This is a genomic window from Actinoplanes sp. NPDC019969, from assembly GCF_055562375.1.
Window position 1 is genome coordinate 459,565 of record NZ_JBVHFK010000006.1, and the last position, 25,785, is coordinate 485,349.

20 protein-coding genes are annotated in these 25,785 nt (G+C 72.3%); 9 read left to right on the top strand and 11 right to left on the bottom strand.

The genetic code is table 11. The features are described from left to right. Nucleotides 1–4: 4 nt before the first annotated feature. Complete coding sequence (locus ACZ3II_RS20815; protein WP_465519309.1) at nt 5–940, bottom strand: ATP-binding cassette domain-containing protein; 936 nt, start codon at nt 938–940, stop codon at nt 5–7. A gap of 67 nt (nt 941–1,007) precedes the next feature. After that, the gene (locus tag ACZ3II_RS20820; RefSeq protein WP_465519310.1) at nt 1,008–3,116 is read right to left on the bottom strand and encodes an esterase-like activity of phytase family protein; all 2,109 of its coding nucleotides are present in this window, start codon (nt 3,114–3,116) and stop codon (nt 1,008–1,010) included. Nucleotides 3,117–3,226: 110 nt separating this feature from the next. Between ACZ3II_RS20820 and ACZ3II_RS20825 the strand changes: the two genes are divergently transcribed. Next, the gene (locus tag ACZ3II_RS20825) at nt 3,227–5,068 is read left to right on the top strand and encodes a HEAT repeat domain-containing protein (RefSeq protein WP_465519404.1); all 1,842 of its coding nucleotides are present in this window, start codon (nt 3,227–3,229) and stop codon (nt 5,066–5,068) included. Here the strand turns inward: ACZ3II_RS20825 and ACZ3II_RS20830 are convergent. Beyond that, nucleotides 5,061–5,276: a hypothetical protein gene (locus ACZ3II_RS20830; protein ID WP_465519311.1), complete on the bottom strand. Its 216-nt coding sequence runs from the start codon at nt 5,274–5,276 to the stop codon at nt 5,061–5,063. The two genes, ACZ3II_RS20825 and ACZ3II_RS20830, sit on opposite strands and share 8 nt — an antisense overlap. A gap of 138 nt (nt 5,277–5,414) precedes the next feature. Between ACZ3II_RS20830 and ACZ3II_RS20835 the strand changes: the two genes are divergently transcribed. Next, a complete protein-coding gene (locus ACZ3II_RS20835; protein WP_465519405.1) occupies nt 5,415–5,801 on the top strand; it encodes a MarR family winged helix-turn-helix transcriptional regulator in 387 nt (128 codons plus the stop codon). Nucleotides 5,802–5,885: 84 nt separating this feature from the next. Continuing rightward, the gene (locus ACZ3II_RS20840; RefSeq protein WP_465519312.1) at nt 5,886–6,647 is read left to right on the top strand and encodes a hypothetical protein; all 762 of its coding nucleotides are present in this window, start codon (nt 5,886–5,888) and stop codon (nt 6,645–6,647) included. On the opposite strand, the gene ACZ3II_RS20845 is transcribed toward ACZ3II_RS20840, so the two are convergent. Together ACZ3II_RS20845 and ACZ3II_RS20850 are read right to left on the bottom strand one after the other, a co-directional pair. Beyond that, nucleotides 6,648–9,602, bottom strand: coding sequence for a bifunctional [glutamine synthetase] adenylyltransferase/[glutamine synthetase]-adenylyl-L-tyrosine phosphorylase (locus tag ACZ3II_RS20845; RefSeq protein ID WP_465519313.1), 2,955 nt, complete (start codon nt 9,600–9,602; stop codon nt 6,648–6,650). After that, entirely contained in the window at nt 9,602–10,387 is a 786-nt protein-coding gene (locus tag ACZ3II_RS20850; RefSeq protein ID WP_465519314.1) for a type 1 glutamine amidotransferase, read from the bottom strand. Before ACZ3II_RS20850 ends, ACZ3II_RS20845 begins: the two co-directional genes overlap by 1 nt. Nucleotides 10,388–10,421: 34 nt before the next feature. On the opposite strand from ACZ3II_RS20850, the gene ACZ3II_RS20855 reads away from it, so the two are divergent. Further along, the gene (locus ACZ3II_RS20855) at nt 10,422–11,363 is read left to right on the top strand and encodes a quinone oxidoreductase family protein (protein ID WP_465519315.1); all 942 of its coding nucleotides are present in this window, start codon (nt 10,422–10,424) and stop codon (nt 11,361–11,363) included. A 58-nt stretch (nt 11,364–11,421) separates the two neighbouring features. Here ACZ3II_RS20855 and ACZ3II_RS20860 read toward each other — a convergent pair whose 3' ends face one another. After that, a complete protein-coding gene (locus ACZ3II_RS20860; protein ID WP_465519316.1) occupies nt 11,422–11,934 on the bottom strand; it encodes an RNA-guided endonuclease InsQ/TnpB family protein in 513 nt (170 codons plus the stop codon). Between the two features lie 26 nt (nt 11,935–11,960). Here ACZ3II_RS20860 and ACZ3II_RS20865 point away from each other — a divergent pair, with 26 nt between their 5' ends. Continuing rightward, the gene (locus tag ACZ3II_RS20865; RefSeq protein ID WP_465519317.1) at nt 11,961–12,323 is read left to right on the top strand and encodes a VOC family protein; all 363 of its coding nucleotides are present in this window, start codon (nt 11,961–11,963) and stop codon (nt 12,321–12,323) included. On the opposite strand, the gene ACZ3II_RS20870 is transcribed toward ACZ3II_RS20865, so the two are convergent. Together ACZ3II_RS20870 and ACZ3II_RS20875 are read right to left on the bottom strand one after the other, a co-directional pair. Continuing rightward, nucleotides 12,307–13,008 (bottom strand): helix-turn-helix transcriptional regulator, encoded by a 702-nt coding sequence (locus ACZ3II_RS20870; protein WP_465519318.1) that lies wholly within the window; start codon nt 13,006–13,008, stop codon nt 12,307–12,309. The genes ACZ3II_RS20865 and ACZ3II_RS20870 overlap by 17 nt on opposite strands. Nucleotides 13,009–13,118: 110 nt before the next feature. Further along, nucleotides 13,119–13,544: a DUF350 domain-containing protein gene (locus tag ACZ3II_RS20875; protein WP_465519319.1), complete on the bottom strand. Its 426-nt coding sequence runs from the start codon at nt 13,542–13,544 to the stop codon at nt 13,119–13,121. 165 nt (nt 13,545–13,709) lie between these two features. Between ACZ3II_RS20875 and ACZ3II_RS20880 the strand changes: the two genes are divergently transcribed. Next, on the top strand, nt 13,710–14,330 hold the full coding sequence (locus tag ACZ3II_RS20880) for an RNA polymerase sigma factor (protein WP_465519320.1): 621 nt from the start codon (nt 13,710–13,712) through the stop codon (nt 14,328–14,330). Next, the gene (locus ACZ3II_RS20885; RefSeq protein ID WP_465519321.1) at nt 14,327–14,989 is read left to right on the top strand and encodes a hypothetical protein; all 663 of its coding nucleotides are present in this window, start codon (nt 14,327–14,329) and stop codon (nt 14,987–14,989) included. Before ACZ3II_RS20880 ends, ACZ3II_RS20885 begins: the two co-directional genes overlap by 4 nt. Before the next feature lie 213 nt (nt 14,990–15,202). Here the strand turns inward: ACZ3II_RS20885 and glnA are convergent, their stop codons facing one another. Further along, nucleotides 15,203–16,555: a type I glutamate--ammonia ligase gene (gene glnA / locus ACZ3II_RS20890; RefSeq protein WP_465519322.1), complete on the bottom strand. Its 1,353-nt coding sequence runs from the start codon at nt 16,553–16,555 to the stop codon at nt 15,203–15,205. 113 nt (nt 16,556–16,668) lie between these two features. Between glnA and ACZ3II_RS20895 the strand changes: the two genes are divergently transcribed. Beyond that, a complete protein-coding gene (locus ACZ3II_RS20895; RefSeq protein ID WP_465519323.1) occupies nt 16,669–18,417 on the top strand; it encodes an NAD+ synthase in 1,749 nt (582 codons plus the stop codon). A 61-nt stretch (nt 18,418–18,478) separates the two neighbouring features. Further along, nucleotides 18,479–19,309, top strand: coding sequence for a 3-methyl-2-oxobutanoate hydroxymethyltransferase (panB, locus tag ACZ3II_RS20900; protein WP_465519324.1), 831 nt, complete (start codon nt 18,479–18,481; stop codon nt 19,307–19,309). Between the two features lie 44 nt (nt 19,310–19,353). Here the strand turns inward: panB and ACZ3II_RS20905 are convergent, their stop codons facing one another. Further along, on the bottom strand, nt 19,354–20,787 hold the full coding sequence (locus ACZ3II_RS20905) for an RNB domain-containing ribonuclease (protein WP_465519325.1): 1,434 nt from the start codon (nt 20,785–20,787) through the stop codon (nt 19,354–19,356). Nucleotides 20,788–21,019: 232 nt separating this feature from the next. Continuing rightward, complete coding sequence (locus ACZ3II_RS20910) at nt 21,020–25,249, bottom strand: hypothetical protein (RefSeq protein WP_465519326.1); 4,230 nt, start codon at nt 25,247–25,249, stop codon at nt 21,020–21,022. Between the last annotated feature and the right edge of the window lie 536 nt (nt 25,250–25,785).

Below are 25,785 nucleotides of genomic sequence, written 5' to 3' on the forward strand. Positions count from 1 at the left end.
GTCGTCACGATCGTGCTCCCGTCAGGCTCAGGAAGACCTCGTCCAGGCTGGGGCTGCGCAGTGCCAGCTCGGCCACGGCGAGCCCGTGTTCGTCCAGGTCCCGCACGAGTTTGGCGAGCGCTCCGGGGTCGCTGACCGGGGCGGTGACGATCTCCGCGGCCACGTCGACGGGACCGGCCGCGACCCGGCCGACGGCGTCCCGGACCCGGGCCAGCTCATCGGCGAAGGCGGGGCGGACGGTCAGGGTCTGCGCACCGGTACGGGCCTTCAGCGCGGCCGGGGTACCGGTGGCGATGACCCGGCCGTGGTCGATCACCACGATCTCGCCGGCGAGCTGGTCGGCCTCGTCGAGGTACTGGGTGGTGAGCAGCACCGTCACCCCGTCCCGGACCAGGCCGCGGACGATGTCCCACACCTCGTTGCGGCTGCGCGGGTCGAGCCCGGTGGTGGGTTCGTCGAGGTAGAGCAGGCGGGGCCGGCCGACCAGGCTGGCGGCCAGGTCGAGGCGGCGCCGCATGCCGCCGGAGTACTTCCCGGCGGCACGGCTCGCCGCGCCGGTGAGGTCGAAACGGTCCAGCAGTTCGGCGGCGCGGGCCCGGGCGGCGCCCCGGGACAGGCCGAGCAGCCGCCCGATCATGAGCAGGTTCTCGGTGCCGGTCAGTGTCTCGTCGACGGAGGCGTACTGGCCGGTCAGGCCGATCAGCTCGCGGACCCGGTGCGGCTGCCCTACGACGTCGTGGCCGTCGACGGTCGCGTGCCCGGCGTCCGGGGTGATCAGGGTGGTCAGGATCCGGACCGCGGTGGTCTTGCCGGCCCCGTTCGGGCCGAGCAGGCCGAGCACCGTCCCGGGGCGCACGGCCAGGTCGACGCCGTCCAGGGCGGTGGTGTCGCCGTAGCGTTTCACCAGCCCTTCGGCGTGGATCGCATACGTGGTGTCCATGCCGGACACGGTGCCGTGCCGCGCTGACACGGCGCTGATGTCACGATCAGCGCCGTGTCAGCGGAGGTCAGAGCAGCCGGCCCAGCTTCAGGAAGACGGTCTCGCCGGTGGCGTCGTCGAGGCCGTCGTTGTCGGTGACCGCGTAGGTGCGGCCGTCCCCGGCGACGGCCAGACCCTCGACCTTGTCCTGCACCCAGCCGTTGTCCGCCTTGAGCAGCGGCAGCAGGTCCTTGACGAGCTTCTTCGAGACGGTGGGCGTACCCGTCCAGGTCTTCGGGACGTCGAAGGCGTAGATCTTCTTGATCGCGGCGAGGGCGCCGCGCTGGTTGTCGCGCTCGATCACGGCGAACGTGTTCGCGTCGACGGCGACCAGCTCGGACAGGCCGACCCAGCCGGTGGGCGCGGTGTCGAGCGGGTAGAGCAGCCACGACCAGGTCTTCGTGACCGTGTCGTAGCGGCCGATCCGGGCGGTGTTCGCGGGATCGCCCTTGATCGGGCGCTGGACGGCCACCCACACGTTCGTGCCGACCTCGGCGATGCCTTCGAGACCATTGCTGGTGATCGCGGCGGCGACGTCGGCGGAGAGTGGGATCTCCTCCTGGACCTGGGCGCGGGCGTTCAGCCGTACCAGAAGATTCTGGCCCTCGACGGCCAGCCAGTAACCGCCTGCCTTGCGCACCACCAGGCCTTCGGCGTCGTAACCCACCGGCTCTCCGTCCTTGGTGACGGTGATCTGGGAGTCGATCACGCCGTCCGTGGTCAGGCCGAGGATCCGGGTCGGCGAGTAGACGGCGTCGGTGACGCTCGCGAGCCGGTCACGACGGCCGGGAACCGCCGAGAGGGCCGACAGCGCGCCCCAGGGGATGTCCTTCTTCGCGACGACCTGCTGGTTCTTCGGGGAGCCGAAGCCGAAGACCTGGATGCCGCCGCGGATGCCGATCGACGGGTCCTCCTCCTCGCTGGCGACGACGAGCAGGTTGCGCGACGGGACCGCGACGACGCCCTCGGGGGCGTTGGTGGCCGGCAGGAGCTGGGTGAACTTCGGCGCCCACGGGCGGGAGACGTCGTAGACGGCGGTGAAGTTGCCGCGCTCGGAGTTCACGAAGACGTAGGGGACTCCGCCGAGACGCGCGAACGCCACGTTCTCGGCCTCGATGCCCTTGGCGTCGGAGCGCTTGTCCGGGTACTGGCCATGCGCCACGGCGATGTGCTCGAGGGTGTTGCCGGCGTCCCAGACGACCTTGCCGGTCGTCTTCGAGAAGATCGACCAGCCGCGCGAGCCGCCCTCGTAGTCACCCTCGTTGGCGGTGGCGAACAGGTCGTCGGTGATCCAGGCGACGCCGTCCGGCTCCCGCTTCGCGGTGATCGTCCCGGTCGGCTCGATCCTGTCGTCGTCCTCGGTGTCGACGTCGTCCACCGTCACCGAGCCGGCACTGAAATGGGACAGGACGCGACCGGTGCGCAGCGATACCACGGCGAGGTGGTTGTTCTCCTGGAGCGAGACGACGGCCTCGTCACGGGAGTTGATGCTGACGTATTCCGGCTCCGGATCGGTCGGCGCGATCGCCGGCAGACCGCTCAGGCTGACACGTGAGACCTTCCAGGTCCGGGTGTTGATCACCGCGAGCCAGCCGGCCGGGGCCTGCGGGATCGCGCCGTCGTTCACGTCCTCGTCGCGCTCGTTCTCGATGGCGACCGCGATGTACCGGCCGCTCGGGGCGACCGCGACCGAGTCCGGCTGGCCGCCGAGGTCGATCTCCCGCTTCACCGCGCGGGAGGCGGAGTCGATCACGACGAGCTTGCCGGACGGGTCGGTGAAGCTGGTCCGGGTGTTCACGCCGGCGAGCAGCAGCCGGCCCAGATGCGCGACCGAGGTGGGTTCGCCGCCGACGGCCAGGGTGCCGGCCGGCTTCGGCGCCGACGGGTTCGTGATGTCGACGAAACCGAGGCGCTTGCCGGGGCTGTCGGTGTAGACGACGGTGCGGCCGTCCTCGGTGACCGTGGAGATCTCGGCCGCCGCGGTGTCGCCCACCGACGAGTTCAGATAGGCCGGGAAGGTGGCGAGCCGGCGGAATTCTTGGGTGCGGCCGTGCGCGGCCGCCGCGGTGGGCACGGCGCCCACCGCGGCCAGGGCCAGGACGGAGACAACCGCCGAGGAGGTACGGCGTAGAGACATGCGCTCTGACTACGCGAGGATCTTGTCGTTCCGGTGGCCGCCGGGCGAACGGCGGCTACCCACAGGTGTCCAGATCACCGCGGAAGCTCTAGGCTGCCCCGGTGCGCGAGATGCCGGACTGGCTCCGGGGGCTGGTCAGCCCCGATCCGGAGGTCCGTGAAGAGGCGTACTGCGACATGCCCGGCACCGTCGCCGCGCTGCCCTTCCTGCTGGACGCGCTGACCACACCCGGCCTGCCGCGCACGTACGTCGCGGAGTTGCTGACCACGACGGCCACCGAGTACGCCGGGCTGCCGGACGATGCGGGAGAAGTCGATCCGGAGGAACGGGACGAGGAAGGGCCGGCGGGCATACAGGTCCGGCTGATGCTCGTCGCGGCCGCGCCACGCCTGTCCGGACTGCTCGACGACCCGGACACGGCGTTGCGGGCGATGATCCCCGCGCTCCTGGCCGCGTGCTCGCCGGGCATACCCGGCCTCGACGCCCTTCTCACCCGCCGGCTGGCGGTGGAGACCAGCCTCGGCGTCCGGCGCGCCCTGCTCACCGCGCTGGGTGAGGTGACCGGCGACGCCGCACGTCTGCTCGCCTCCGCAGCCGGGGAACGGCGAGCGTCGGCCAAGGCCGCCGCCATGACGGCCGCGGCCCGGATCGACCCGGCGGTGGCCGACACTGAAGACCTGGTCACGCTGCTGGAACACGCCTATGCCGAAGAAGCCGGCCCGGCAGCGCCGGCGCCGGACGACGAGGAGCCCGGATGGCGCCGGGCTCCGCACACCGCCGGCCTGATCGGCGACCTCACCGCGGCCCTCGGCCCCCGCGTGGACGAACGGCGAGCGATCCTGGAGGCGTTGCTCGGCTCGCCGCACCGGGACGTGTCCGGCGACGCCCTCTACGGCGCGACCGTCCTGGTGGAGGGATACCGCGGCGACCACCGGGAGCTGGTACGGCGGATCGCCGGGTTCCTGAGCGCCGACGGCCCGCGCGACTACACGCTGGGCCTGCACGCGGCGCTGGCGCTGGCCGGCTGGGGCACGGTCGCCGCGCCGGCGGCCGAGGTCGTGGCCGAAGGGCTTCCCCGGCTGGAGTCGCTGCCCTGGCAGGGCGGCCGGCCGCCCTGGCTCAGGTCGACCGGATTCCACCCCTACCTGACCATGCTCGCGCGCCTCGGCGATCCACGGGCGCTGCCGTTCCTGCTCACCGCCTGGGCGCTGCCGGACTGTCCGTCGGAGATCGGTTCCCTGCTGTCGCTCTACCCGGACCAGGCCGGGCACATCCTCGCCACGATCAATCCGGACGGCGGTGGGCTCCACACCGCGGGCGCTTTCGCCACCGTGGCCGGGGCGTTCGGCCCGGCCGCCGCTCCGGCCGTGCCCCGGCTGCTCGCCACACCACTGGACGCCTGGTCGGTGCGGGCGCTCGGCCGCGTCGGGCCCGCCGCGGCCGAAGCCGTTCCTGTCCTGGAGCGACTGGCCCGCGAGGACGACCCCCGGCTCGCCGCGGCGGCGGCCGGCGCGCTTCGCCGGATCACCGGGTCCCCCGGCACGCTGCCGGTGCTGCTCGCGGCCCTGGAGAACGGCGCCGCGAGCACCGCGCTGGACGAGATCGGCGCCATGGGGACGTCAGCCGCCGCGGCGGCGCCGGCCGTGGCCACCGCGATGAACGGCGACGACCCGTTCTGGTGGTCGCGGGTGACGGCCGCGCTGACGCTGTGGCGGATCACCCGCGAGGTCCGGCCGGTGCTGCCGGTGCTCACTGCGGCCTGGCACGGCAACGTGCACACCCGTACCTCGATCGCGGAAGCCGCCGACGGTGAGCTCGCGGACCGCCTCGCCCCGCTGATGCGTGCCGAATTGGCGGAGAGCCGGCGGCACGGGCTCGGTTCCGGGTCGACGTCCAGCCGGGTACCCGACGACGAACGCCTCCTCGCGGCCCTGCGGGCGGCGGTCAGCTGACGGCGGAGCGGCGGGCCTCGCGTTCGGCGCGTTTGCGTTCGCGCTGTTCGCGGGTGTAGCGCTTACGGTTCTCCAGGTCTCGTTTCCACTGCTCGCGGGCCGGCTCGTCGCAACCCTGGACGGCGCCCTTGGTCTGTGCGGGGCCGATGAAGGAGCGGAACGCCCAGTCGTCGAACGTGCGGTGGTACCAGTCCGTCAACCGTCCCATCAGCGACTCTCCCAACAGTTCGTGGACCAATGATTGGTACCCCAACTATTGGTAGAGTAACGGCCGACCTGAGGAGATGCGCAAGTGACCGAGCCCACCGAGGACCCGCTCGCCCTGGAGCAGCAGGTCTGTTTCGCGATGTCGGTGGCCGCCCGCAGCGTCGTGGCGATCTACCGGCCACTGCTCGAGCCGATGGGGCTGACCCACCCGCAGTACCTGGTCATGCTCGCCCTCTGGCAGTACGCGCCGTTGTCCGTACGCCGCCTCAGTGAACTTCTCCAGCTCGACCCCGGCACCCTGTCGCCGCTGCTCAAGCGCCTGGAGGCGATCGGCTACCTGGTTCGGGAGCGGGACCGGGCCGACGAGCGCAGCCTGGCCATCACCCTCACCGACCGGGGCCGGGCGCTGCGCGCCGACGCGGAGCGGATCCCGCCCGCCGTGGTGGCCCGGCTGGGCCTGCCGATCGAGGAGCTGCGCCGCGTCCACGAGGCGCTGACCCGGGTGATCGCCGCCGCCACCAGCTGACGGGGTCGCGGCTGACACGGGCAGGTGAACGGGCACGGCATTCATCCGCCACCGTCGTTGAGCACGGTGGGAGGACGAAGCCGGATGTGGATCTGCGTCAACTGCGGTGAACGCAACAACGGGATGCCGGACGACTGCCGGGCGTGCGAGCGGCCCCGCCGGGACTTCCGGGCGGTGGAGATCTGGACGCCGGAGCCGGTGTGGATCCCGGAGCCGGCCGATCCGGTGCCGGCCGGTGACGCGGGCCGCAGCCGGATCCTGCCCGCCCTGCCGATCGTGGTGCTGATCGGCGCCCTGGCCGTCGCGGCGATCTTCGGCGGCCCGCGCCTGTTCGGGGCCGGGACGGAGAGCGCCGGGAAGATGCCGGTGGCCGCGCCCGCCGGGCGGCCGAGCGCCACCCCGGTCCAGGAGAGCGTGCCGATCCTGGAGAACGACCGGATCGACCTGGTCGCCGTGGATCCGGCGGTCCGCGACCCGCGGGCGGCGAAGGTGGCGGCGATGCTCGGCACCTACTTCACCGGGATCAACGAGCGGGACTACCGGGCGGTCGCGGGTGTGCTCGACCCGTCCGGCGAACTCGATCCGGGCGTGCCCGGCCAGATGGCGGCGTTCGCCCAGGGCACGTCGACCACCCGGGACTCCGAGATCGTGCTGCACCGGCTGGCCCCCGCCACGTCCGGCCGGCTGCAGGCCGAGGTCAGCTTCCGCAGCCGGCAGAAGGCCGGGCACGGCCCGCCGGAACGGCCCGGCGAGACCTGCACCCGGTGGCGTGTCGTCTACGTCCTCAGCACGTCCGGCGGCGATTACCGGATGTTGCGCGGGGACGGCACCAACGAACCGTGTTGATCAGCTCTCCAGCACACGTTCCATCGCGGCCCGGGATCGCCGGGTCAGGCGCAGGTACCGGTCGACGAACTCACCCGGGTCGCCGCCGCCCAGCAGGAGCACCGCGCCCGCCAGCTCGACCCCGTGCCGGGGCAGCTGGTCGGTCGGGCGGCCGCGGACCAGGGTGAGCGCGTTGCGCACCTGCGCGGCCAGGGTCCAGCCGGCCGTCATCTCGGCCGCGTCCGACTCGTCGACCACCCCGGCCGCGGCCTCGGCGGCGAGCGCCTCCAGGGTCCGGGTGCAGCGCAGCGCGGGGATGGCGTGGGCATTCCGGAGCTGGGTGAGCTGCACCGCCCACTCGACGTCGGCGAGACCGCCCCGGCCGAGTTTGGTGTGCGTGTTCGGGTCGGCGCCGCGGGGCAGCCGCTCGGTCTCCACCCGGGCCTTGATCCGGCGGATCTCGACGACCTGTTCCCGGGTGAGGCCGCCCTCCGGATAGCGTTTCGCGTCGGCCAGCTGCTCGAAGCGGGTGCCCAGGTCAGCGTCGCCGCAGACGAACCGGGCCCGCAGCAGCGCCTGCGCCTCCCACACCTTCGACCAGCGGTCGTAGTACTGCCGGTACGCCTGGAGGCTGCGGACCAGCGGGCCCTGCCGGCCCTCCGGGCGCAGGTCGGCGTCGACGCCGAGGGCCGGGTCCGGGGCGGGCGCGTTGAGCAGCCGGCGCATCTCCTCGGCGATGGCGTGCGCGGCGGCGCTGGCCTCACCCTCCGGGCAGCCCGGCGGTGGCTCGTAGACGAACAGCACGTCGGCGTCGGACGGGTAGCTCATCTCGTAGCTGCCGAGCCGGCCCATCCCGATCACCGCGAACCTCAGCCCGTCCGGGCCGGGTTTGGCGCGGCGGGCGATCCGCAGCGCCGCGTTCAGGGTGGCGTCGGTGACGTCGGAGAGAGCGACCCCGACCGCATCCACACCGAGCGGCCGGTCCGGGGCCAGGTCACCGCCCTGGCTCAGGATGTCGGCGCAGGCCAGCCGGAACAGCTCACGGCGGCGCAGCGCCCGGACCGCGGCGATCGCGCCACCCGGGTCGGTGTGCCGGTCGCCGGCCGCGGCGAACCCGTCACGCAGCGACTCGCGGGGCCGGGGCTGCAACTCGGCGTCGTCGGCGAGCAGCCGCAGCGCCTCCGGGTCGCGGGTGAGCAGGTCGGTGGCGTACCGGGAGAGGCTCAGCACCCGTGCCAGCCGCCGGGCGACCGGACCGCCGTCGCGCAGCAGGCGCAGGTACCACGGGGTGCTGCCGAGCTTGTCCGAGACCTGGCGGTAGTTGAGCAGGCCGCGGTCCGGCTCCGGGGCGTCGGCGAAGTCCTGCAGCAGCATCGGCAGCAGGGTCCGCTGGATCGCCGAGGTCCGGGTCACGCCGCCGGTCAGCGCCTCCAGGTGCCGCAGCGCCCCGGCCGGGTCGGCGAACCCGAGGATCTCCAGGCGCTTGCGGGCCGACTCCGGGGTCATCCGCAGCTCCTCGGCCGGCACCCGGGCGACCGCCTCCAGCAGCGGCTGGTAGAGCAGTTTGACGTGCAGGCGGCGGACGTTGGCGGCGTGGCCGACCCAGTCGGAGCGGAACGCCTCGACGGCGTCCCGGCCGGGAACCGCGGTGTAACCCAGGGCGGCCGCGAGCCAGCGCAGCCCGGCCGGATCGTCCGGCACGGTGTGCGTACGTTTCAGCTGTTGCAGTTGCAGCCGGTGCTCGACGCCGCGCAGGAAACGGTAACCCCGCAGCAGCGTCTCGCCGTCCTGGCGGCCCACGTAACCCCCGGTGACCAGGGCGCGCAGCGCCGGGATCGTCCCCCCGCCGCGCAGCGTCTCGTCCACCCTGCCGTGCACCAGCTGCAGCAGCTGCACCGCGAACTCGATGTCGCGCAGCCCGCCCGGACCACGTTTGATCTCGCGGTCCAGCTCCTTCTTCGGGATGTTGTCGATGATCCGGCGGCGCATGTCGCGGACGTCGGCGACCGCCTCGGGCCGTTCCGCGGCGTGCCACACCAGCGGCGCGAGGTCGGCGACCCACTCCTGCGCCAACGCCAGATCACCGGCTGCCGGGCGGGCCTTGAGCAGCGCCTGGAACTCCCAGGTGCGCGCCCACCGCCGGTAGTACGCCTGGTGGCTGGCCAGGGTGCGGACCAGCGGACCACGACTGCCCTCGGGGCGCAGCGCGGCGTCCACCGGCCAGGCGACCTGCCCGCAGATCTCGATCAGCCGGGCGGCGACCGTGGTGCCCGCGCTCAGGTCCTCGTCACCGGCGGCCACGAAGATCACGTCGACGTCGGAGACGTAGTTCAGCTCGTTGCCGCCGCACTTGCCCATCGCGACGACCGCGAGACGCGGCTCCGGAGTGGACTGCGGGAGGGCGGCGACGGCGATCGCGTACGCCGCGGACAGGGTCTCGTCGGCCAGCCGGGACAGGGCGGCCATCGTCGGCTCCAGGCCCCGGCCCGCGGTCAGGTCGGCGGCGGCGATACGCAACAGCGCCAGCCGGTACGCCCGGCGCAGCTCCGGAACGGTCAGCTGCTCCAGATCGGCCAGCCCGCCGTCGGCCTCCGGGGGCATGCCGCTCGGCCCGGTGGCCAGGGTCCGCCACCCCGACGAGTCGGCCACCAGGTGATCGCCGAGCGCCGACGACGCGCCGAGCACCGCCAGCAGCCGCCGCCGCAGCCCGTCGTCGGCGGACAGCTCACCGAGCAGGGCGTCCGCTCCGGCGGGGTCGCCGCGGCCGGCCGACTCGACCACCCGGTGCAGCTGCCGCAGTGCCAGGTTCGGGTCGGCGGCCCTGGAGAGCGCGTCCAGCAGCCCGGCCGCCCGCTCGTCGACCGGGGCCTGCGTCTCGGTGTCCCAGAGCCGCAGCCCGCCGGGGCCGAGCAGGTCGGTGGCCCGGGCGCCGTTGTCGGCGAACCCGTACCGGGCGAGGCGGGTCGGCCGGGTCATCACTGGCCCAGCAGAGGCAGGGTCCGGACGCCGCCGCTGTCCGGGATGTCGGCGTCCGGCAGGGTGCCCAGCGCCAGCGCGGCGAACCGCACGGCGAACGGCTGCCACACCTCCTCGACGTCGGGGAGCGCCGCCGCGATGGCCGCGACCACGGCCTCCGGGTCGTAGCCCAGCTCCGCCAGGGCGGCCCGATCGGCGTGCGCCCAATCGGCGATCATCTCGGCGTCGCACTCGATGTGGAACTGCAGGCCCCAGGCCCGGTCACCGATCCGGAACGCCTGGTGCGGATAGCGGCTGGAGGCGGCGAGCAGCACCGCACCGGCCGGCAGCTCGGTGATCTCGTCGCGGTGCCACTGCTGCACGTCGGGCAGCAGCGTCACCCACTTGAACAGCGGGTCCCGGTCGGCGGCGTCGCGTTTGGCGACCAGGCCGGGCCCGATCTCCGGCCCCGCCGGGCTGCGCTCGACCAGGCCGCCGTGCGCGCGGGCGAGCAACTGGCCGCCGAGGCAGACGCCGAGGGTGGGCACCCGGTGCCGGACCGCTTTGCGCAGCAGCCCCTCGAGCGCCGGGAACCAGGGCGCGCCGGGAGCGCCGGAAGCGTCGGGGTACGCGTTCTGATCGCCCCCCAGCACGATCAGAGCGGCATAGCCGTCCAGGGTCTCCGGGAGGGCGTCACCGGCGTGCGGGCGGAGCACGGACAGCTCCAGGCCGCCCTCGGTGAGCCAGTCGCCGAGGCGGCGGAGGTCGTCGGCAGGATCGTTCTCGATGACGAGTGCGGTGGCCACACGTCGAGGCTAACGGGTGCTGTTTCAATGGGGCATGCTTGCCGCAGTGATCACCGCCTTCGGCGGGCCGTCCGTCTTCGGGCTGGCCGAGCTGGACCCACCGGCCGCCGGTCCCGGCGCCGAGATCATCGACGTGACGCTGGCCGGGGTGAACTACGCCGACGTCTACCGCCGCCGCGGCGAGTACGAGAAGCCGCCCCTGCCCGCGATCCTCGGCACCGACGTGGTGGGCCGCCGCCGCTCCGACGGCAGGCGGGTGGCCGCGCTGCTGCGGGCCGGTGGGGGGTACGCCCAGGTGGCGGCCGCCCCGGCCCGGCACGTGGTGGAGGTGCCGGACGAGCTGAGCGACGAGCAGGCCCTCGCCGTGCTGGAGCAGGGCCTGACCGCCTGGCACAGCCTGCACACCCTGGGCCGGGTCACCGGCGACGACGTGGTGGTGGTGACCGCGGCGGCCGGCGGGGTCGGGCACCTGGCGGTCCAGCTGGCCCGCGCGGCCGGGGCCCGGGTGATCGCGTGCGCGTCGTCGGCGGCGAAGCGGGCCTTCCTCACCGAGCTGGGCGCGCACGCCACGGTCGACTCGAATCATCCGGATCTGGGCGCGGCCCTGGACGAGGCGCCCACGCTGGTGCTGGACAGCGTCGGCGGGCGGACGTTCGAGCGGTTGCACGCGGCGCTGGCGCCGTTCGGGCGGATCGTGGCGTACGGCGGGGCCAGCGACGTCAGCAACACGGTCGCCGTGGACGACCTGATGACGTCGTCGACCGGGGTGCACGGCTTCCGGCTGCAACGGGTCCTCGACGACGAGGCGCTGTACCGGGCCGGCGCGGCCCGGCTGTTCCACCTGTGCGGGCTGGGGGTGCTGACCGCCCGGATCGGCGGCCGCTATCCCCTGTCCGGGGTCGGGCAGGCGCACGCCGACCTGGAGGACCGGATCACCTCCGGAAAACTCGTGATCGACGTGAACCGTCTCGGTTGACATCTCCCCACCCTGAAGGACGGGGATTCCGGCGGTCACCCGCCGGGTTCCCTACTTCTCAGCCTGCTGCCTCGGACGGACGTTTCCGTTGAGGTCTTACGCCGGCTCCATAGGCCGACACCGCCTGCCCGGCGGCCAGGATGTTACGTGCCGCGTTGACGTCGCGGTCGTGGATGGTGCCGCAGGTACGGCAGGTCCAGGATCGGACGTTCAACGGCATCTTCTCCGTGAGGTGCCCGCAGTTCGAGCAGACCTTGGACGACGGGTACCAGCGGTCGATCACGACGAGGTCCCGGCCGTACCAGTCGCATTTGTAGGTGAGGAACTCGCGGAAGGTGGTCCAGGCCGCGTCGGAGATGGCGCGGGCCAGGGTGTGGTTCTTGACCATGTTGCGCATGGTCAGGTCCTCGATCACGAGCGTTTGGTTCTCACGCACGAGTCGGGTGGTCAGCTTGTGCAGGTGGTCCCGCAGGGGTTCCGTTTCCTCTCCGGCATGAAGGCTGGAGGATCCACGGAGGAATCTGATAACACCGACAGGACGCTGTCGCCACCGGCGCCCACCCTGAACCACGACACATTCCTCGAAGGAGATGCGACATGAGTGCAGTGAACGTGAACGGCATCGGATGGTTCCAGATCGGCACCGACCGGCCGGACGAGGCCGAGCGTTTCTACGGCGGCCTGTTCGGCTGGACGTTCGAGACGGCGGCGCCCGCGTACCGCTTCATCAAGACGCCGGGTGAGGGCGGCATCCCGGGCGGGCTCGCCGACACCAGCGGCGGCGGCCCGAACCACGCGGTCTTCTCCGTGCTGGTGGCCGACGTCGAGGAGACCTGCCGGGCAGCCGAGGCGTCAGGCGGGAAGATCCTGGTCAAGCGGACGACGGCGGACGGCACGGCGATCGCCCACCTGCTCGACCCGTCGGGCAACCAGTTCCAGATCTTCACCCCGCCGGCGTGAGCGTGAGCGGCCGCAGACGGTGCGGGATGTCCAGCGCGACCTCCGCCATCGTCCGCGGCCGCGCCGTCTCCCGGGTCGGAGTCAACGTGCTGATCCGGTCGGCCCGGAAGATGCGGGCCGAATCCCGCAGCCGGCACCAGGCGATCAGGTACCACCGGTCGCGGACGCAGACGTAACCGAACGGCTCCACCTCCCGGCTGGTCACGGCGCCGTGGCGGTCGGCATAGCCGATCCGGACGACGCAGCCGGCCGGGAGCGTGCCGCCCAGCAGCCGGGGCAGGCCGGGTGGCGCCGCGTCGCCGGCCAGATGGATCCGGCCGGCCAGGTCCTGTGCCACTGCCACGTCCTCCGGGCGCATCGCGGCGAGGAGTTTACGCAGCGCGCTCGCCGCCGGCTGACGGAACGGGGTGCCCTCCATGCCGCGCAGGGCGAGCGCCATGGCGACCGCCTCTTCCGGCGTGAGGTTGACCGGGGGCAGGGTGTGCGCGCGGTCCAGGCAGTAACCGCCGGTGCGGCCGGTCTCGGCGTAGATCGGGGTGCCGGACTGCTGCAGGGCGGAGATGTCCCGCTCGACGGTGCGCACGCTCACCTCGAACCGCTCCGCCAGCCAGCGCGCGCTGCGCGGCCGTGGGGCCACCGCCCGCAACTCCTCGACGAGGGCATAAAGCCGATCAGTACGGTTCACCCCAGGAACGCTAGACCGGGGGTACGACGAAAACCGTCGCTGAGGTCCCGACGGTGTGTGGATTTCGGCCGCTATGCGCGCCCGAAATCCACACACCGTCGGGGGCCGCGCTAGGCGATGCAGGCGCAGACGATCAGGGCCGCGCCGAAGTGCGAGGCGGCGCTGACCACCGCGCCCGGGTGCCGCTCGTCGGTGCAGATGACATCGCCCAGCTTTCCCGGGGTCAGCCAGTCCAGCACCAGGAAGGCCAGGCCCATGATGGCGATGCCGACCAGGCCGAACAGGGCCGTGGACGCCAGGCCGTCGGCGAACGAGTCGTAGCTCGTGAAGATCGAGGTGAAGACGATCGCCGCGATTCCCAGCTGGTTGGCCGACAGCAGCAGCGCGGCGTTCGGGTTCTTGTGCACCCAGATCAGGTCGCGCAGCTTACCCGGGGTGAGCAGGTCGACCAGCACGAAACCGACCGCCATCAACCCGATGCCGACCACCCCGAACACTATGCTGCGCCCGGCGCCCTCAAGCAGATCCTCCAGCACGACTTCTCCCTCGTCACTTGTAGTCCGCTCCAGACCGTAGCGGAGCCGATCTACCACGTCGATCGGGTGGTGGATCTCTGTGGTGACGTTTTCTGGTCAGCCGGCGCTGTACCAGGGGAGCCCGCATGCGGTGTGAGGGCGATCGAGGGGCGCGGAGGTCGTTGGATGACAGCACCGGAGGACCTCGACGCCGTCGTGACAGCGGCCCAGCGGGGCGACGAGGCGGCGTTCCGGCTGCTCTACCGCGCCCAGCAACCGGCGCTGCTGCGGTACCTGCGGGTGCTGGCCGGCGAGGACGCCGAGGACGTCGCCTCGGAGGCCTGGCTGCAGATCGCCCGGGACCTGCGCACCTTCTCCGGCGACTGGGACGGGTTCCGGGGCTGGACCGCGACGATCGCCCGGCACCGGGCGATGGATCTGCTGCGGGCCCAGCGGCGGCGGCCGCAGGCGAGCGCCCCGGTCGAGTTCCTGACCGAGATGAGCGCCGGCGACGACACCGCCGACCGGGCCGTGGAGCTGGTCAGCACCGACGCGGCGGTCGCCCTGATCGCGTCGCTGCCGCCGGAGATGGCCGAGGCGGTGATGCTGCGGGTGGTGGTCGGCCTGGACGCCACCAGCACCGGGAAGATCCTCGGCCGCCGTGCCGGAGCGGTCCGCACTGCCGCGTACCGGGGGCTGAAGCAGTTGGCGGCCCGCCTCACCCCGCCCCCGGAACAGCGAAAACCTGATCCATGGAGCAGACCGGTGACAACTTCGGCGGCGCCGGCGCTGAAGGAAGTGAGATGAGCAGCCCCGAGGAGTGGAACCCGATGGACCGGACGCTGGCGGAGAGTCTGCTGCGCGGCGACCGGACCGGGCACCCCCTGGACCGGGTCCTGGCCGCGGCGCAGGCGCCGGCGGGCGATCACGAGCTGGCCGGTGAGGCCGCCGCGCTGGCGGCGTTCCGGGCGGCCGGGCATTCCGCTCCCGCACGGCGGCCGTCGGCGGTCCGGTCCGCGCTGGCCAGGCTGCTGACCCTCAAGGTGGCCGCGGTCGCGTTCGCCACCACGGCGACGATCGGCGGCGTCTCGCTGGCCGCGAACATCAGCACCGTGCCGGACGCGGCCGGGGTGGCCGAGCCGTCCGCCACCGTCTCCCGGGCCGCCCCGGCGAGGCCGTCCACGTCGCCGGCGCCGTCCCGCACCCGGCCGTCCGCGCCGTCGGCGGCGCCGTCCGCGCCGTCGGCCCGGTCCAGCGCGCCGGACCGGGTGGGCGAGCTGTGCCGGGAGTTCGGCCGCCGGAGCCGGGACTGGGACGACGAGCGGTTCCGGGAGCTGGAACGGCGGGCCGGCGACCGGGACCGGATCGACCGGTTCTGCGGATCCCACGCCGGCAGCCGTACCTGGGATCCCCGAAGAACGGGCGGCTGGCCGAAGCCGTACGGCAGCGCGGAGCCGCGCCGCTGACACAAGCCGGCACCCGGCGGACCGGATCTGGGGAACGGGCGGTCCGCCGGGTGCCTTAACGGTCGGTCGCAGGCGTTCGGAGGTGCCCCCACCCAGCGCCGGGCGATCGCACCAGCCAGGCGGTGACGGCTCGGACACCGTCGCCGCCTGGCGCCAACGGGAAAGAGGGCCTCTCCGGTGGGGAGAGGCCCTCTTTCTCGTGGATCGGTGTTACTACAGCGCGCCCAGGTACCGCTGGCGCTCGTACGGAGTGACCTCGCGGCGGAACTGCTCCCACTCGGCCCGCTTGTTGCGCAGGAAGAAGTCGAAGACGTGCTCGCCGAGCACCTCGGCGACCAGCTCGGAGCCGGCCATCACGTCGATCGCCTCGGCGAGGTTCTCCGGCAGCGCCTCGTAACCGGCGGCCTTGCGCTCGGCCGGCGACAGCGACCACACGTCGTCCTCGGCGCCGGGCGGAAGCTCGTACCCCTCCTCGATGCCCTTGAGGCCGGCGCCGAGCATCACGGCGAAGGCCAGGTACGGGTTGGCGGCCGAGTCGATCGAGCGCACCTCCACCCGCGCCGAGCTGGGCTTGCCGAACGCCGGCACCCGGACCAGCGCGGACCGGTTGAGGTGGCCCCAGCTGACGAACGCCGGGGACTCGGTGATCCGGTCCGGCAGCTGCAGCGGGAAGAGGCGCTTGTACGAGTTGACCCACTGGTTGGTGATCGCCGTGTACTCCCGGGCGTGCACCAGCAGGCCGGCGATGAACGCGCGCGCCGTCTTGGACAGCTTCTGCGGGTCCTCGCTGTCGTAGAAGGCGTTGCGCTCGCCCTCCATCAGCGACAGGTGGGTGTGCATGCCGGAGCCGGGCTGATCGGTGTACGGCTTCGGCATGAAGGTGGCCCGCACGCCCTGCGACAGCGCCACCTCCTTGACCACGTGCCGGAACGTCATGATGTTGTCGGCGGTGGTGAGGGCGTCCGCGTACCGCAGGTCGATCTCCTGCTGGCCGGGCGCGACCTCGTGGTGGCTGAACTCGACCGAGATGCCGATCCGCTCCAGGGCCAGCACGGCCTGCCGGCGGAAGTCGCGGGCGATGGCGTGCGTGGTGTGGTCGAAGTAGCCGCCCTGGTCCACCGGCACCGGCACCGAGCCGTCGTTCTCCCCCTCCTGGATCAGGAAGAACTCGACCTCGGGGTGGGTGTAGAAGGTGAAGCCCTTCTCGGCGGCCTTGGCCAGGGCGCGGCGCAGCACGTGGCGCGGGTCGGCCCAGGCGGCGCTGCCGTCGGGGAGCAGGATGTCGCAGAACATCCGGGCGCTCTCGCCGCTGACGCCGCCCTCGAACGGGAAGACCTGAAAGGTGGTCGGGTCGGGCATGGCGACCATGTCGGACTCGTAGACCCGGGCGAAGCCCTCGATCGCCGAGCCGTCGATGCCGATGCCCTCCTCGAAGGCGGACTCCAGCTCTGCCGGGGCCACCGACACGCTCTTCAGCGTGCCGAGCACATCGGTGAACCAGAGCCGGACGAAACGGATGTCGCGCTCCTCGAGCGTGCGAAGCACGAACTCCTGCTGACGGTCCACTGCCACCCCTCGTCCGGACGCCTACCTATCGAGGTGAGACTACGCTGCGCACGGCCTGTGACGTCGGCCCGGGTCAGGATCGAAACGGGCACCGAGGGGCAAGAATGAGGGGCATGCCCACGCTGCGCATCGCCCTCGCCCAGGTGAACTCGACAGTCGGTGACATTCCCGGCAACGTGGCCGCGGTCCGCCGCTGGACACGCACGGCCGCCGAGGTGGGAGCGCATCTGGTGGCGTTCCCGGAGATGATGCTGACCGGCTATCCCATCGAGGACCTGGTCTTCCGGAACTCGTTCGTCGAGGCGTCCCGGCAGGCGCTGCGCGACCTCGCCGCCGCCCTGGCCGCCGACGGTCTCGGGGACCTGGCCGTGGTGGTCGGCTATGTGGACGCCGACGGGCCGCCGGCGATCAGCTCGGACGCCGCGCCGGGCGTCGGCCGGCGGGACGCGTCGGCGCTGCTGCACCGGGGCGAGGTCGTCGCCACGTACTACAAGCACCACCTGCCCAACTACGGCGTCTTCGACGAGGACCGCTATTTCGAACCGGGTGACACGCTCACCGTGGTCCGGTTCGGCGGGGTCGATGTCGCGCTCACCGTCTGCGAGGACATCTGGCAGGCGGGCGGGCCGTTCAGCGTGGCCCGGCAGGCCGGCGTCGGCCTGGTGGTCAACATCAACGCCTCGCCGTACGAGCTGAACAAGGACGACGTACGCCTCGCGCTGGTCCAGCGGCGGGCGGTGGAGGCGGGCGCGACCGTCGCGTTCGTGAACATGGTCGGCGGGCAGGACGAGCTGGTCTTCGACGGGGACTCGATGATCGTCTCGGCGGAGGGGGCGCTGCTCGCGCGGACCGGGCAGTTCACCGAGGAGCTGCTGGTCCACGATCTCGACCTCCCGGCCGCCGACACCGCGCCCAACGTCTCCACGGCCCCGGTCGAGCCGGTCGACACGATGCGGATCCAGCGCTCCGAAGTCACGATAAATCTTGCCGTTTCCGGCGCGAAAGACGCCGGCATCGCCGAGCGCATCGCCGACGAGGCCGAGATCTGGTCGGCTCTGGTCCTGGGGCTCCGGGACTACGTCGACAAGAACCGGTTCCGGTCGGTCATCCTCGGCCTCTCCGGCGGCATCGACTCGGCGGTCGTCGCCGCGATCGCCGTCGACGCCCTCGGCCCGGAGCGGGTCTTCGGCGTCTCGATGCCCAGCGGCTACTCCTCCGAGCACTCCCGCGACGACGCCGCCGAGCTGGCCAAACGCACCGGCCTCGACTACCGCACCGAGCCGATCCAGCCGATGGTCGACGGTTTCCTGGCGAACATGTCGCTGTCCGGCGTCACCGTGGAGAACCTGCAGGCCCGGGTCCGCGGCGTGATCCTGATGGCCCTCTCCAACCAGGAAGGCCACCTGGTCCTGACCACCGGCAACAAGAGCGAGCTGGCCGTCGGCTACTCGACGTTGTACGGCGACTCGGTCGGCGGGTTCAATCCGCTCAAGGATGTGCCGAAGACCATGGTGTGGCAGCTCGCACGCTGGCGGAACACCCAGCACAACGCGCCGATCCCGGAGAACTCGATCACCAAGGCGCCGAGCGCCGAGCTGCGCCCGGACCAGAAGGACTCCGATTCGCTGCCCGACTACGAGCTTCTCGACCCGATCATCAAGGGGTACGTGGACCACGACCTGGGCCGGGCCGAGCTGATCGCGGCCGGCAACGACGAGGCGCTGGTCGACCGGGTGCTCCGCATGATCGACCTCGCGGAGTACAAGCGCCGGCAGTCCGCTCCCGGCACCAAGATCTCCGGAAAGGCGTTCGGCCGTGATCGTCGCCTCCCCATCACGAACCTGTTTCGTGAAGGCTCCTGAAGTGCGAGGATTGGCGGACCCGGGGACCGCATCCGCGCGGCCTCGAGGGAGGAGCTGAACCATGTCCGAGATCCCCACCCTGTACGGCGGTCCGCCCACCCGCCGGGTCCGCACCCGCGACCTGCTCAACGCGAAGGTCCGCGGCGACCGGTGGCCGATGCTCACGTCGTACGACATGTACACCGCCCAGATCTTCGACCGGTCCGGCGTGCCGGTGCTGCTGGTCGGCGACTCGGCCGCCAACAACGTCTACGGGTACGAAACTACCGTCCCGGTCACCGTCGACGAGCTGTTGCCGCTGGTCCGCGCCGTCGTCCGGGCCACGTCGACCGCGCTGATCGTGGGTGACCTGCCGTTCGGCAGTTACGAGGAGGGCCCCACCCAGGCGCTGCGCACCGCCGTCCGGTTCATGAAGGAGGGCGGCTGCCACGCGGTCAAACTCGAAGGCGGCCGCCGGATGGCCCCGCAGATCGAGGCGATCACCGGCGCCGGCATCCCGGTGATGGCGCACATCGGCTTCACCCCGCAGCGCGAGCACGCCATCGGCGGGTACCGCGTCCAGGGCCGGGAGAACGAGGGCGCCGAGGTGATCGCGGACGCCCGGGCGGTCGCCGACGCGGGCGCGTTCGCCGTGGTCCTGGAGATGGTCCCCGGGGACGTCGCCAAGCAGATCACCAAGGAGCTGCCGATCCCCACGGTCGGCATCGGCGCCGGCCCGGACACCGACGCGCAGGTGCTGGTCTGGCAGGACATGGCCGGTCTGCGCACCGGCAAGGCGCCGCGTTTCGTCAAGCGCTACGCCGACCTGGCGGGCGCCCTGACCGAGGCGACCAGGCAGTTCGCCGACGAGGTCCGCAGCGGCGAGTTCCCGGCCGCGGAGCACACCTTCTAAACCCTTTCGGTGGTACGGGGACCGAGCGCTCGATCCCCGTACCGTCAGGCGCGCTCGAACCGGACCGTCCGGCTCGCCGGGTCGGCGGCGGTCAACCGGACCGGCACCCGCTGCCCCAGCGGCAGGTCACCGAGACACTTCGCCCGTACCGCCGGATCGTCCAGGGCGATCGTCCCGCCGGCCGGACGTTTCGCCGACGCCTCCTCCCGGTCCAGCACCGCCGCCTCGAACACCTCACCGACCCGGCCCTGCAACAGGACCGCCTCGGCCAGATCGATCGCGCCACGGTCGGCCGCGCCCGCGAGGCGGTCCGTCGCCGACATCGCCTTCGGCAGGCGCGGCAGGGCGTGCGCGACCCAGTCGGGGACGGGGCGGTTCCCGTACACCGAAAGACAGATCTCGGTCGCGAAGCGATCCGCAAGCCGCCGCAGGGGCGCGGTGACATGCGCGTAGGGCGCGCCGACCCCGCCGTGCCCGGTCTCCTGCGGCAGCCCACTCACCGGTAGATCCGGACCGAATGCCGTGTAGGCGGCACCGCGCAGCAGATCCGCCGCCTGATCCAGGAACGCCGCACCACGCGGATCCGCCGGATCGACGGCCGCGACCACCGCACCGACGGAGGCGCCGTCCGGCCAGGAGATGCCCAGCGGCGCCGCGGCCGCCCGCAGCTTCGCGACCGCTTCCGGTTTCGGTGCCGGCATGGTCCGCAGCAGCCCGATCCCGCCCGCCAGCATGATCCGCGCCGCCGCCATGCCGGTGAGCAGCGAGATCTGCGCGTTGTGCTCCTCGATCGGCAACGGCGCGCGCAGCACCAGCCGCCAGCCGCCCCCGTCCCGCTCGACCTCCTGCGACGGCAGCGGAAGGTTCACCGCCCCGCGTTCCGCCGCCCGCCCCGCCAGCAGCCCGCCGATCTCCGGCAGCAGCGCCAGCGACTCCGGGGCCGTACCCGCGTCGATCTGCCGCTGCACACCCGCATAGTCCAGCTTGGCCCGGCTGCGCACCCGCGCCCGTTCCACCTCGACAGCGGCCGTCTCCCCGTCGCCGTCCAGGTCGATCGTCCACACCACCGCGGCCCGGTCCCCGTCCGGCAGCAGACTCACCGCGTCCTCGCTGAGCACCGGCGGATGCAGCGGAACCCGCCCGTCCGGCAGGTACACGGTCTGACCCCGTACCCAGCTCTCCGCCTCGATCGGCCCACCCGCCCGCACGTAGGACGCCACGTCGGCGATCGCGTACCGAACCCGGAACCCGCCACCGGCCCGCCTGCTCAGATGCATGGCCTGATCCAGATCCCGCGAACTCGCCGGATCGATCGTCACGAACTCGATCCCGGTCCGATCCACCTCCGGCAGCCGCGTCTGCCGCGCCACGTCCCCCGCCTCAGCGAGGACCGCCTCCGGAAACCCGTCCGGCAACCCCAACTCCCGCCGCAACCCCGAGAAGTCGATCTGCGGCGCCACCACCCGTTTGATCGGCACGGATCATTCCTACCAGCAATCCCCACATGTCACCCCCAACCCCGTTTGCGGTACGCCCGAAGCACCGCCCCGCCATCCCCCTCCCGCCGGCGTCGCGCCACCCTCGGCCTCTCGCCGCCAGAGCAGCCTTCCCGTCACCCAGCGCCGTCGCATGAAACAACGGCGGGCAGGACCGGATTTCTCCGTGGCCCTGCCCGCCGTTCACAGCCGGGTCGTACTCGTACCGGTCCCCCTACCGCCGCCGGCTGGCCGCACGCGACGCCGCTACCGGCTCGCTCTTGGCAGCGTTACGGGCGCTGCGCGCACCCGCCGGCGTCCGGGAGGCGGCTCCCGCGTTCGCGCCCGTACTCCGCGATGCCCGAGTCGCCTTGGCCGCGTTTCCGGTCGCTTTCGCCGCACCCGCCGAACTGTTCGCCGCCTTGCCCGCCGTCGCCCGGCCACCCGCAACCTTCGCCGCACCAGCCTTGACATTCGCCGCCTTGGCCGCGGTCCCCTTACCGGCGGTCGCCTTACCGGTAGTGGCCTTAGCAGCAGTCGCCTTAGCAGCAGTCGCCTTAGCGCCAGTCGCCTTCGCAGCAGTGACCTTCGCTGCAGTCGCCTTAGCGCCAGTCGCCTTCGCCGCGGTCGCCTTAGCAGTGGTGGCCTTAGCAGTAGTGGCCTTGGTGCCCGTCGCCTTGCTTCCCGTCGCTTTAGTAGTAGTCGCCCGCCCAGCAGCAGCCTTGACGGATCCCGTGCCCGCCCGCGCCGTTCCCGGCTTGGCCGCACCTGCCGTGCCCGCCTTGGCCGGAGCCGTTCTCGCCCCCATCGCCTTGACCGCACCCGCCTTGGCCGCACCCGCCTTGGCCGTAGCTCCCCGAGCCCCCGCGGCCTTGGCCGCAGCAGCCTTCGCGCCCACTACCTTGCCCCCGGCTGCCGCCTTGGCCGTAGCCGCCCTGGTCCCCCCGGCCTTCGCCACCGTCGCCTTGGTAGCAGTGGCCCTGGTTCCCCCAGCCTTCGCCGCCGTCCTGGTCCCTACCGGCGCGGCCTTGGTAGCAGTCACTTCCCCAGCGGCCTTGGACCCCACCTTCTTCGCCACGGCCGACGCCGCCTTGACGGTCTTAGCCGGAGTCACCTTGGCCACCGCGGTCTTGCTCGGCGCCTTCTTGGCCCCCGCCTTCGCCGCGGTCGCCTTGGCCCCGGTTACCTTCACCGCAGCCGTGCCCGTAGCAGCCCTCGCCCCAGCAGCCGTTCTAACCGCCGTGGCCTTCGAGGCCCCCGCCCTGGCGCCACCCACCATGCCACCAGCCACCTTCGTACCAGCGACCTTCCCACCAGCCGCCTTGGCACCAGTAGCTTTCCCAGCAGTGGCCTTGGTAGCAGCCGCCTTCCCAGCAGCCGCCTTGGTAGCCGCCGCTTTCCCAGCAGCCGCCTTGGTAGCCGCCGCCTTCCCAGCAGCCGCCTTAGTACCAGGAGCCTTCGCGCCAGTGGCCTTGGTGCCAGTGGCCTTCGCAGTAGCCGCCTTGGCAGCCGTCGCCTTCGCGCCAGTGGCCTTGGCGGCAGTCGTCTTGGCGGCCGTACCACCTCGCGCCGCAGTGCCCGTGACCTTTGCCGGTGTGGCCTTGCCCGCGCCACGCTTGGCCGCAGCCGTCTGCCCGGCCGCCTTCGCCGCAGCCGCCTTGCCAGCCGTCGCCTTCGTACCCGCCGCCTTCGACGCAGCAGTCTTCCCAGCCGTGGCCTTGGCAGTCCCGGCCGCCGCAGCCTTGGTCCCCGTCACCTTGGCAGCCGCGGCCTTGGTCCCAGCCGCAGCTCTCGCAGCCTTCGCCCCAGCCGTAGCTCCCGCGGCCTTGGTACCAGCCACCTTCACCGCAGCCGTTTTCCCGACCGCTTTCGCCCCACCGACCTTCGCCGGAGCCGCCTTGGCCGCCGCCGACTTCCCAGCAGCCACCTTCGTCGCCGCGCTCTTCGCCGGAGCAGCCTTCCCCGCCACAGCCTTAACGCCAACTGCCTTCACAGCAGCGGTCTTCACAGCCGTCGCCTTGGTACCGGCCGCCTTGGCGCCGGTCGCCTTAGCAGCAGTCGTCTTGGTGGTCGCCGCCTTAGCCGCCGTCGCCTTAGCAGCAGTCGCCTTGGTGGCAGCAGCCTTAGCACCAGTCGCTTTGATACCAGTCGCCTTGCTGGCCGCCGTCTTCGTCGCCGCCTTACCCGCGGTTCCCCTGGTGCCGCCAGTCTTGGCCGCCGTCCGGGTGCTCTTCTGCGGTCCGGTCTCGGCCGTGTCCGCATCAGTCGCTGTCGTCCGGCCACCCGCCGATTCGGCCGCGGTCCGGCCACCAGCCGTCTTCGCCGCGGTCCGGCCACCGGACCTGTTCGCCGTGGCTCGAGTACCGCCCGCCCTGGACCGCCGCCCCGGTGCAGCGAGAACCGCCGCGTCGTCGGCCTCCTGGAACTCCTCCAGCTCCTCCGGCTCGTTCACCTGAGCCGAAACCGCCGCTCCCCGACTCCTCCGAGTGGTCGGCGCCGCCGCGTCCGCGTCACCCGAATCCGGCTCACCGGCCTGCGCAGCCGTACTCTGCCGCGCACCGGCCTTGGCGGTCCGGCCCACGGCCGACTGCCGCGGCGTACGCGCCCGGACCTTGGCACCCCGCGCCGCCACAACCGGTTCATCCCCGGCTGCGCCGCTGCCGTCTTCGTCGTCTCCGTCGTCCTCCGGCTCGTTCTCCGCGCCGGTCAGATCCGTGTCGCCGCCGATGTCGCTCGCGCTGAGATCCTCGGTGCCGGAGTCGTCATCGACCATCCCGGCGGACGCAGCGGCGATCCGGTTCCGCAGTGCATCCTCGTCCGGGGATTCGTCGTCGTCCGTAGCGAGGGTCTCGTCGAGCGACACCCGCTTCAGCGTCGACACCCAGCCGGATTCGACGGCGTCCGCGGGCCCGGTGTACTCGGCCACGGGCTCGTCCGAGTCCTCGTCCGTTTCCGATTCGCCGAGCGCCTCGAGATCCGGCCGGTCGGCTCCCCACTGGTCGGACCCCTCGTCGGGCTGGGCGTCCTGCTTGTGCGGCGGGAACCATCCTCCGACGAACGGCGAGTCCTCCAGGGTCTGCACGTCGACCGCGTCGTCGCCCTGCTGGTCGGTGTTCCGGCCGGGCCGCATCGGAACCGCCAGGTACCCGGCGGTCGCCGTCCCGGTGTCCTCGTCCCACGAACCGTCGTCCCCCGTGGCAACGGTCACCTGATTCCGCGGCGGGTTGCTCATCGCCGCCGCGACCCGCCGCGAACCGGAACCTCGGCCCGCTGTCGTCCCACCCCGCTTCGCCCCGGCCGCGGACTGAATGGACACGGTCACGCCGCCAGCGGGTTTCCCCGCGCCACGCCGCCCCGAAGCCGTCTTCCGCCCGGTCGCCGCCTTGGTGTCGTCCCGTTCGGCGGGCCGCTTGAACGCCACCACGTTCCTCGCACCGGCCCCGGCCACGTCCCGGTTCTTCTCAGCCCGCCCCGCCACAGCCTTCCGCCCGGCAGCCTCGATACCCGCCCCACGCCCGGAAGCCAGAACCGCCTTCCCAGCAGCCGCCTTCGTAGTAGCCGCCTTACCAACGACCGCGCTACCAGCAGCCGCCTTGGTGGTAGCCGTCCTACTAGCGGTCGCCTTACCAGTAGCCGCCTGACCAGTGGCCGCCTTACCTCTAGCAGCCTTGCCGGTAACAGCTTTACCGACACTCGCACTACCGGTAGCGCTCTTGACGGAACCCGCCTTACCAAAGCCGGCCTTGACCGCAGCCACCTTGCCGACGGCCGTCTTACCCGCCAGCACCTTGCCGACCGCGTCTTTCACTACCGCTTTCGAAGTAGGCGCCTTCCCATTCCGGCCCGCTACGCCTACCGCACCGGCTTTGACCGCCGACGATTTGCCCACCGCCGCTTTCACAGCGGTCGTTCTCCCAGAAACAGCTTTCCCGGACACACTCTTACCCGCAGCCGCCTTAGCAGCCACCGCTTTCACAGGTGCGGCCTTGCCGGAGAACGCTTTGACCGACGTACCCGATGCGCTCTTTCCGACTTTCCCGGAAACAGTCGCGGCCGGTGACTTCACCGCCGCGCCCTTGCCGGCTTTCACCGAAGCGGTCGCGGACTTCCCACCCGTACCCCGCGCAACCACCGGCTTCCCCACCACAGCCTTGCCAGCGGCCGCCTTCTTCCCGGCAACCACCCCACCAGAACCGGTCCGCTGCGCCCCGACTTTGCCGGCCACGCCCGCCGTTCCGCTTGCGGTCACCTTGGCCGCCGCACCGGACCGTGACATCCGCACCCCCGCCGACGTGCCCCCAGCCGCAGTTCCCCTGGCCGCAGGCACCACCGTCGCCGTCCGAGTCGCCTTTCCTCTGGCCGCCGTGGCCGCAGTCGAAGCCTTCTTCTCCTTGGTCGCGGCCCCCTTGGCCGCAGGAGCAGCCACTGCGGTCACCGCACCCGCAGCCTTCTTGACGCCGCCCACCCTGGTCACCGGAACCGCCGCTTTCGCCCGCCCGGCCACTCCGGACGTAGCTTTCGCCGCAGCACCCGCCCGCGGCCTCACGACCCCGGACCCCGTCTTCCCACGCCCGGCCGCAGCAGCTTCAGCCTTCTCGACCCGCTGCTTGCCGACGACCCGGTTCCCTGCCACCCGCTCAGCCACGGACCACCCATTCGACTTCTTCGGTTCCGCGGCTTCGACCGCCGTCCGGCTCCCGGCCTTCCCAACGGCCACCGAAGCCCGGCCACCCGCCGGAGCGCGACCCGCCGCTGAAGCCCGGCCAGCCGCCGGAGCGCGACCCGCCGCTGAAGCCCGGCCAGCCGCCGGAGCGCGACCCGCCGCTGAAGCCCGGCCAGCCGCCGAAGCCCCACCACGGCCGGAAACCGAGCCCTCAGTGGAAGCCCTGCCACCGGAAGCCGGAGACCGGGTCGTCGCGCCCGAAGCAGCCCCACCGGGTGTGGCGGCCGCGCGGCTGCCCGTACCCGAGGGGGTGGTTCTGGCTTTAAGGCCCGCGCCGG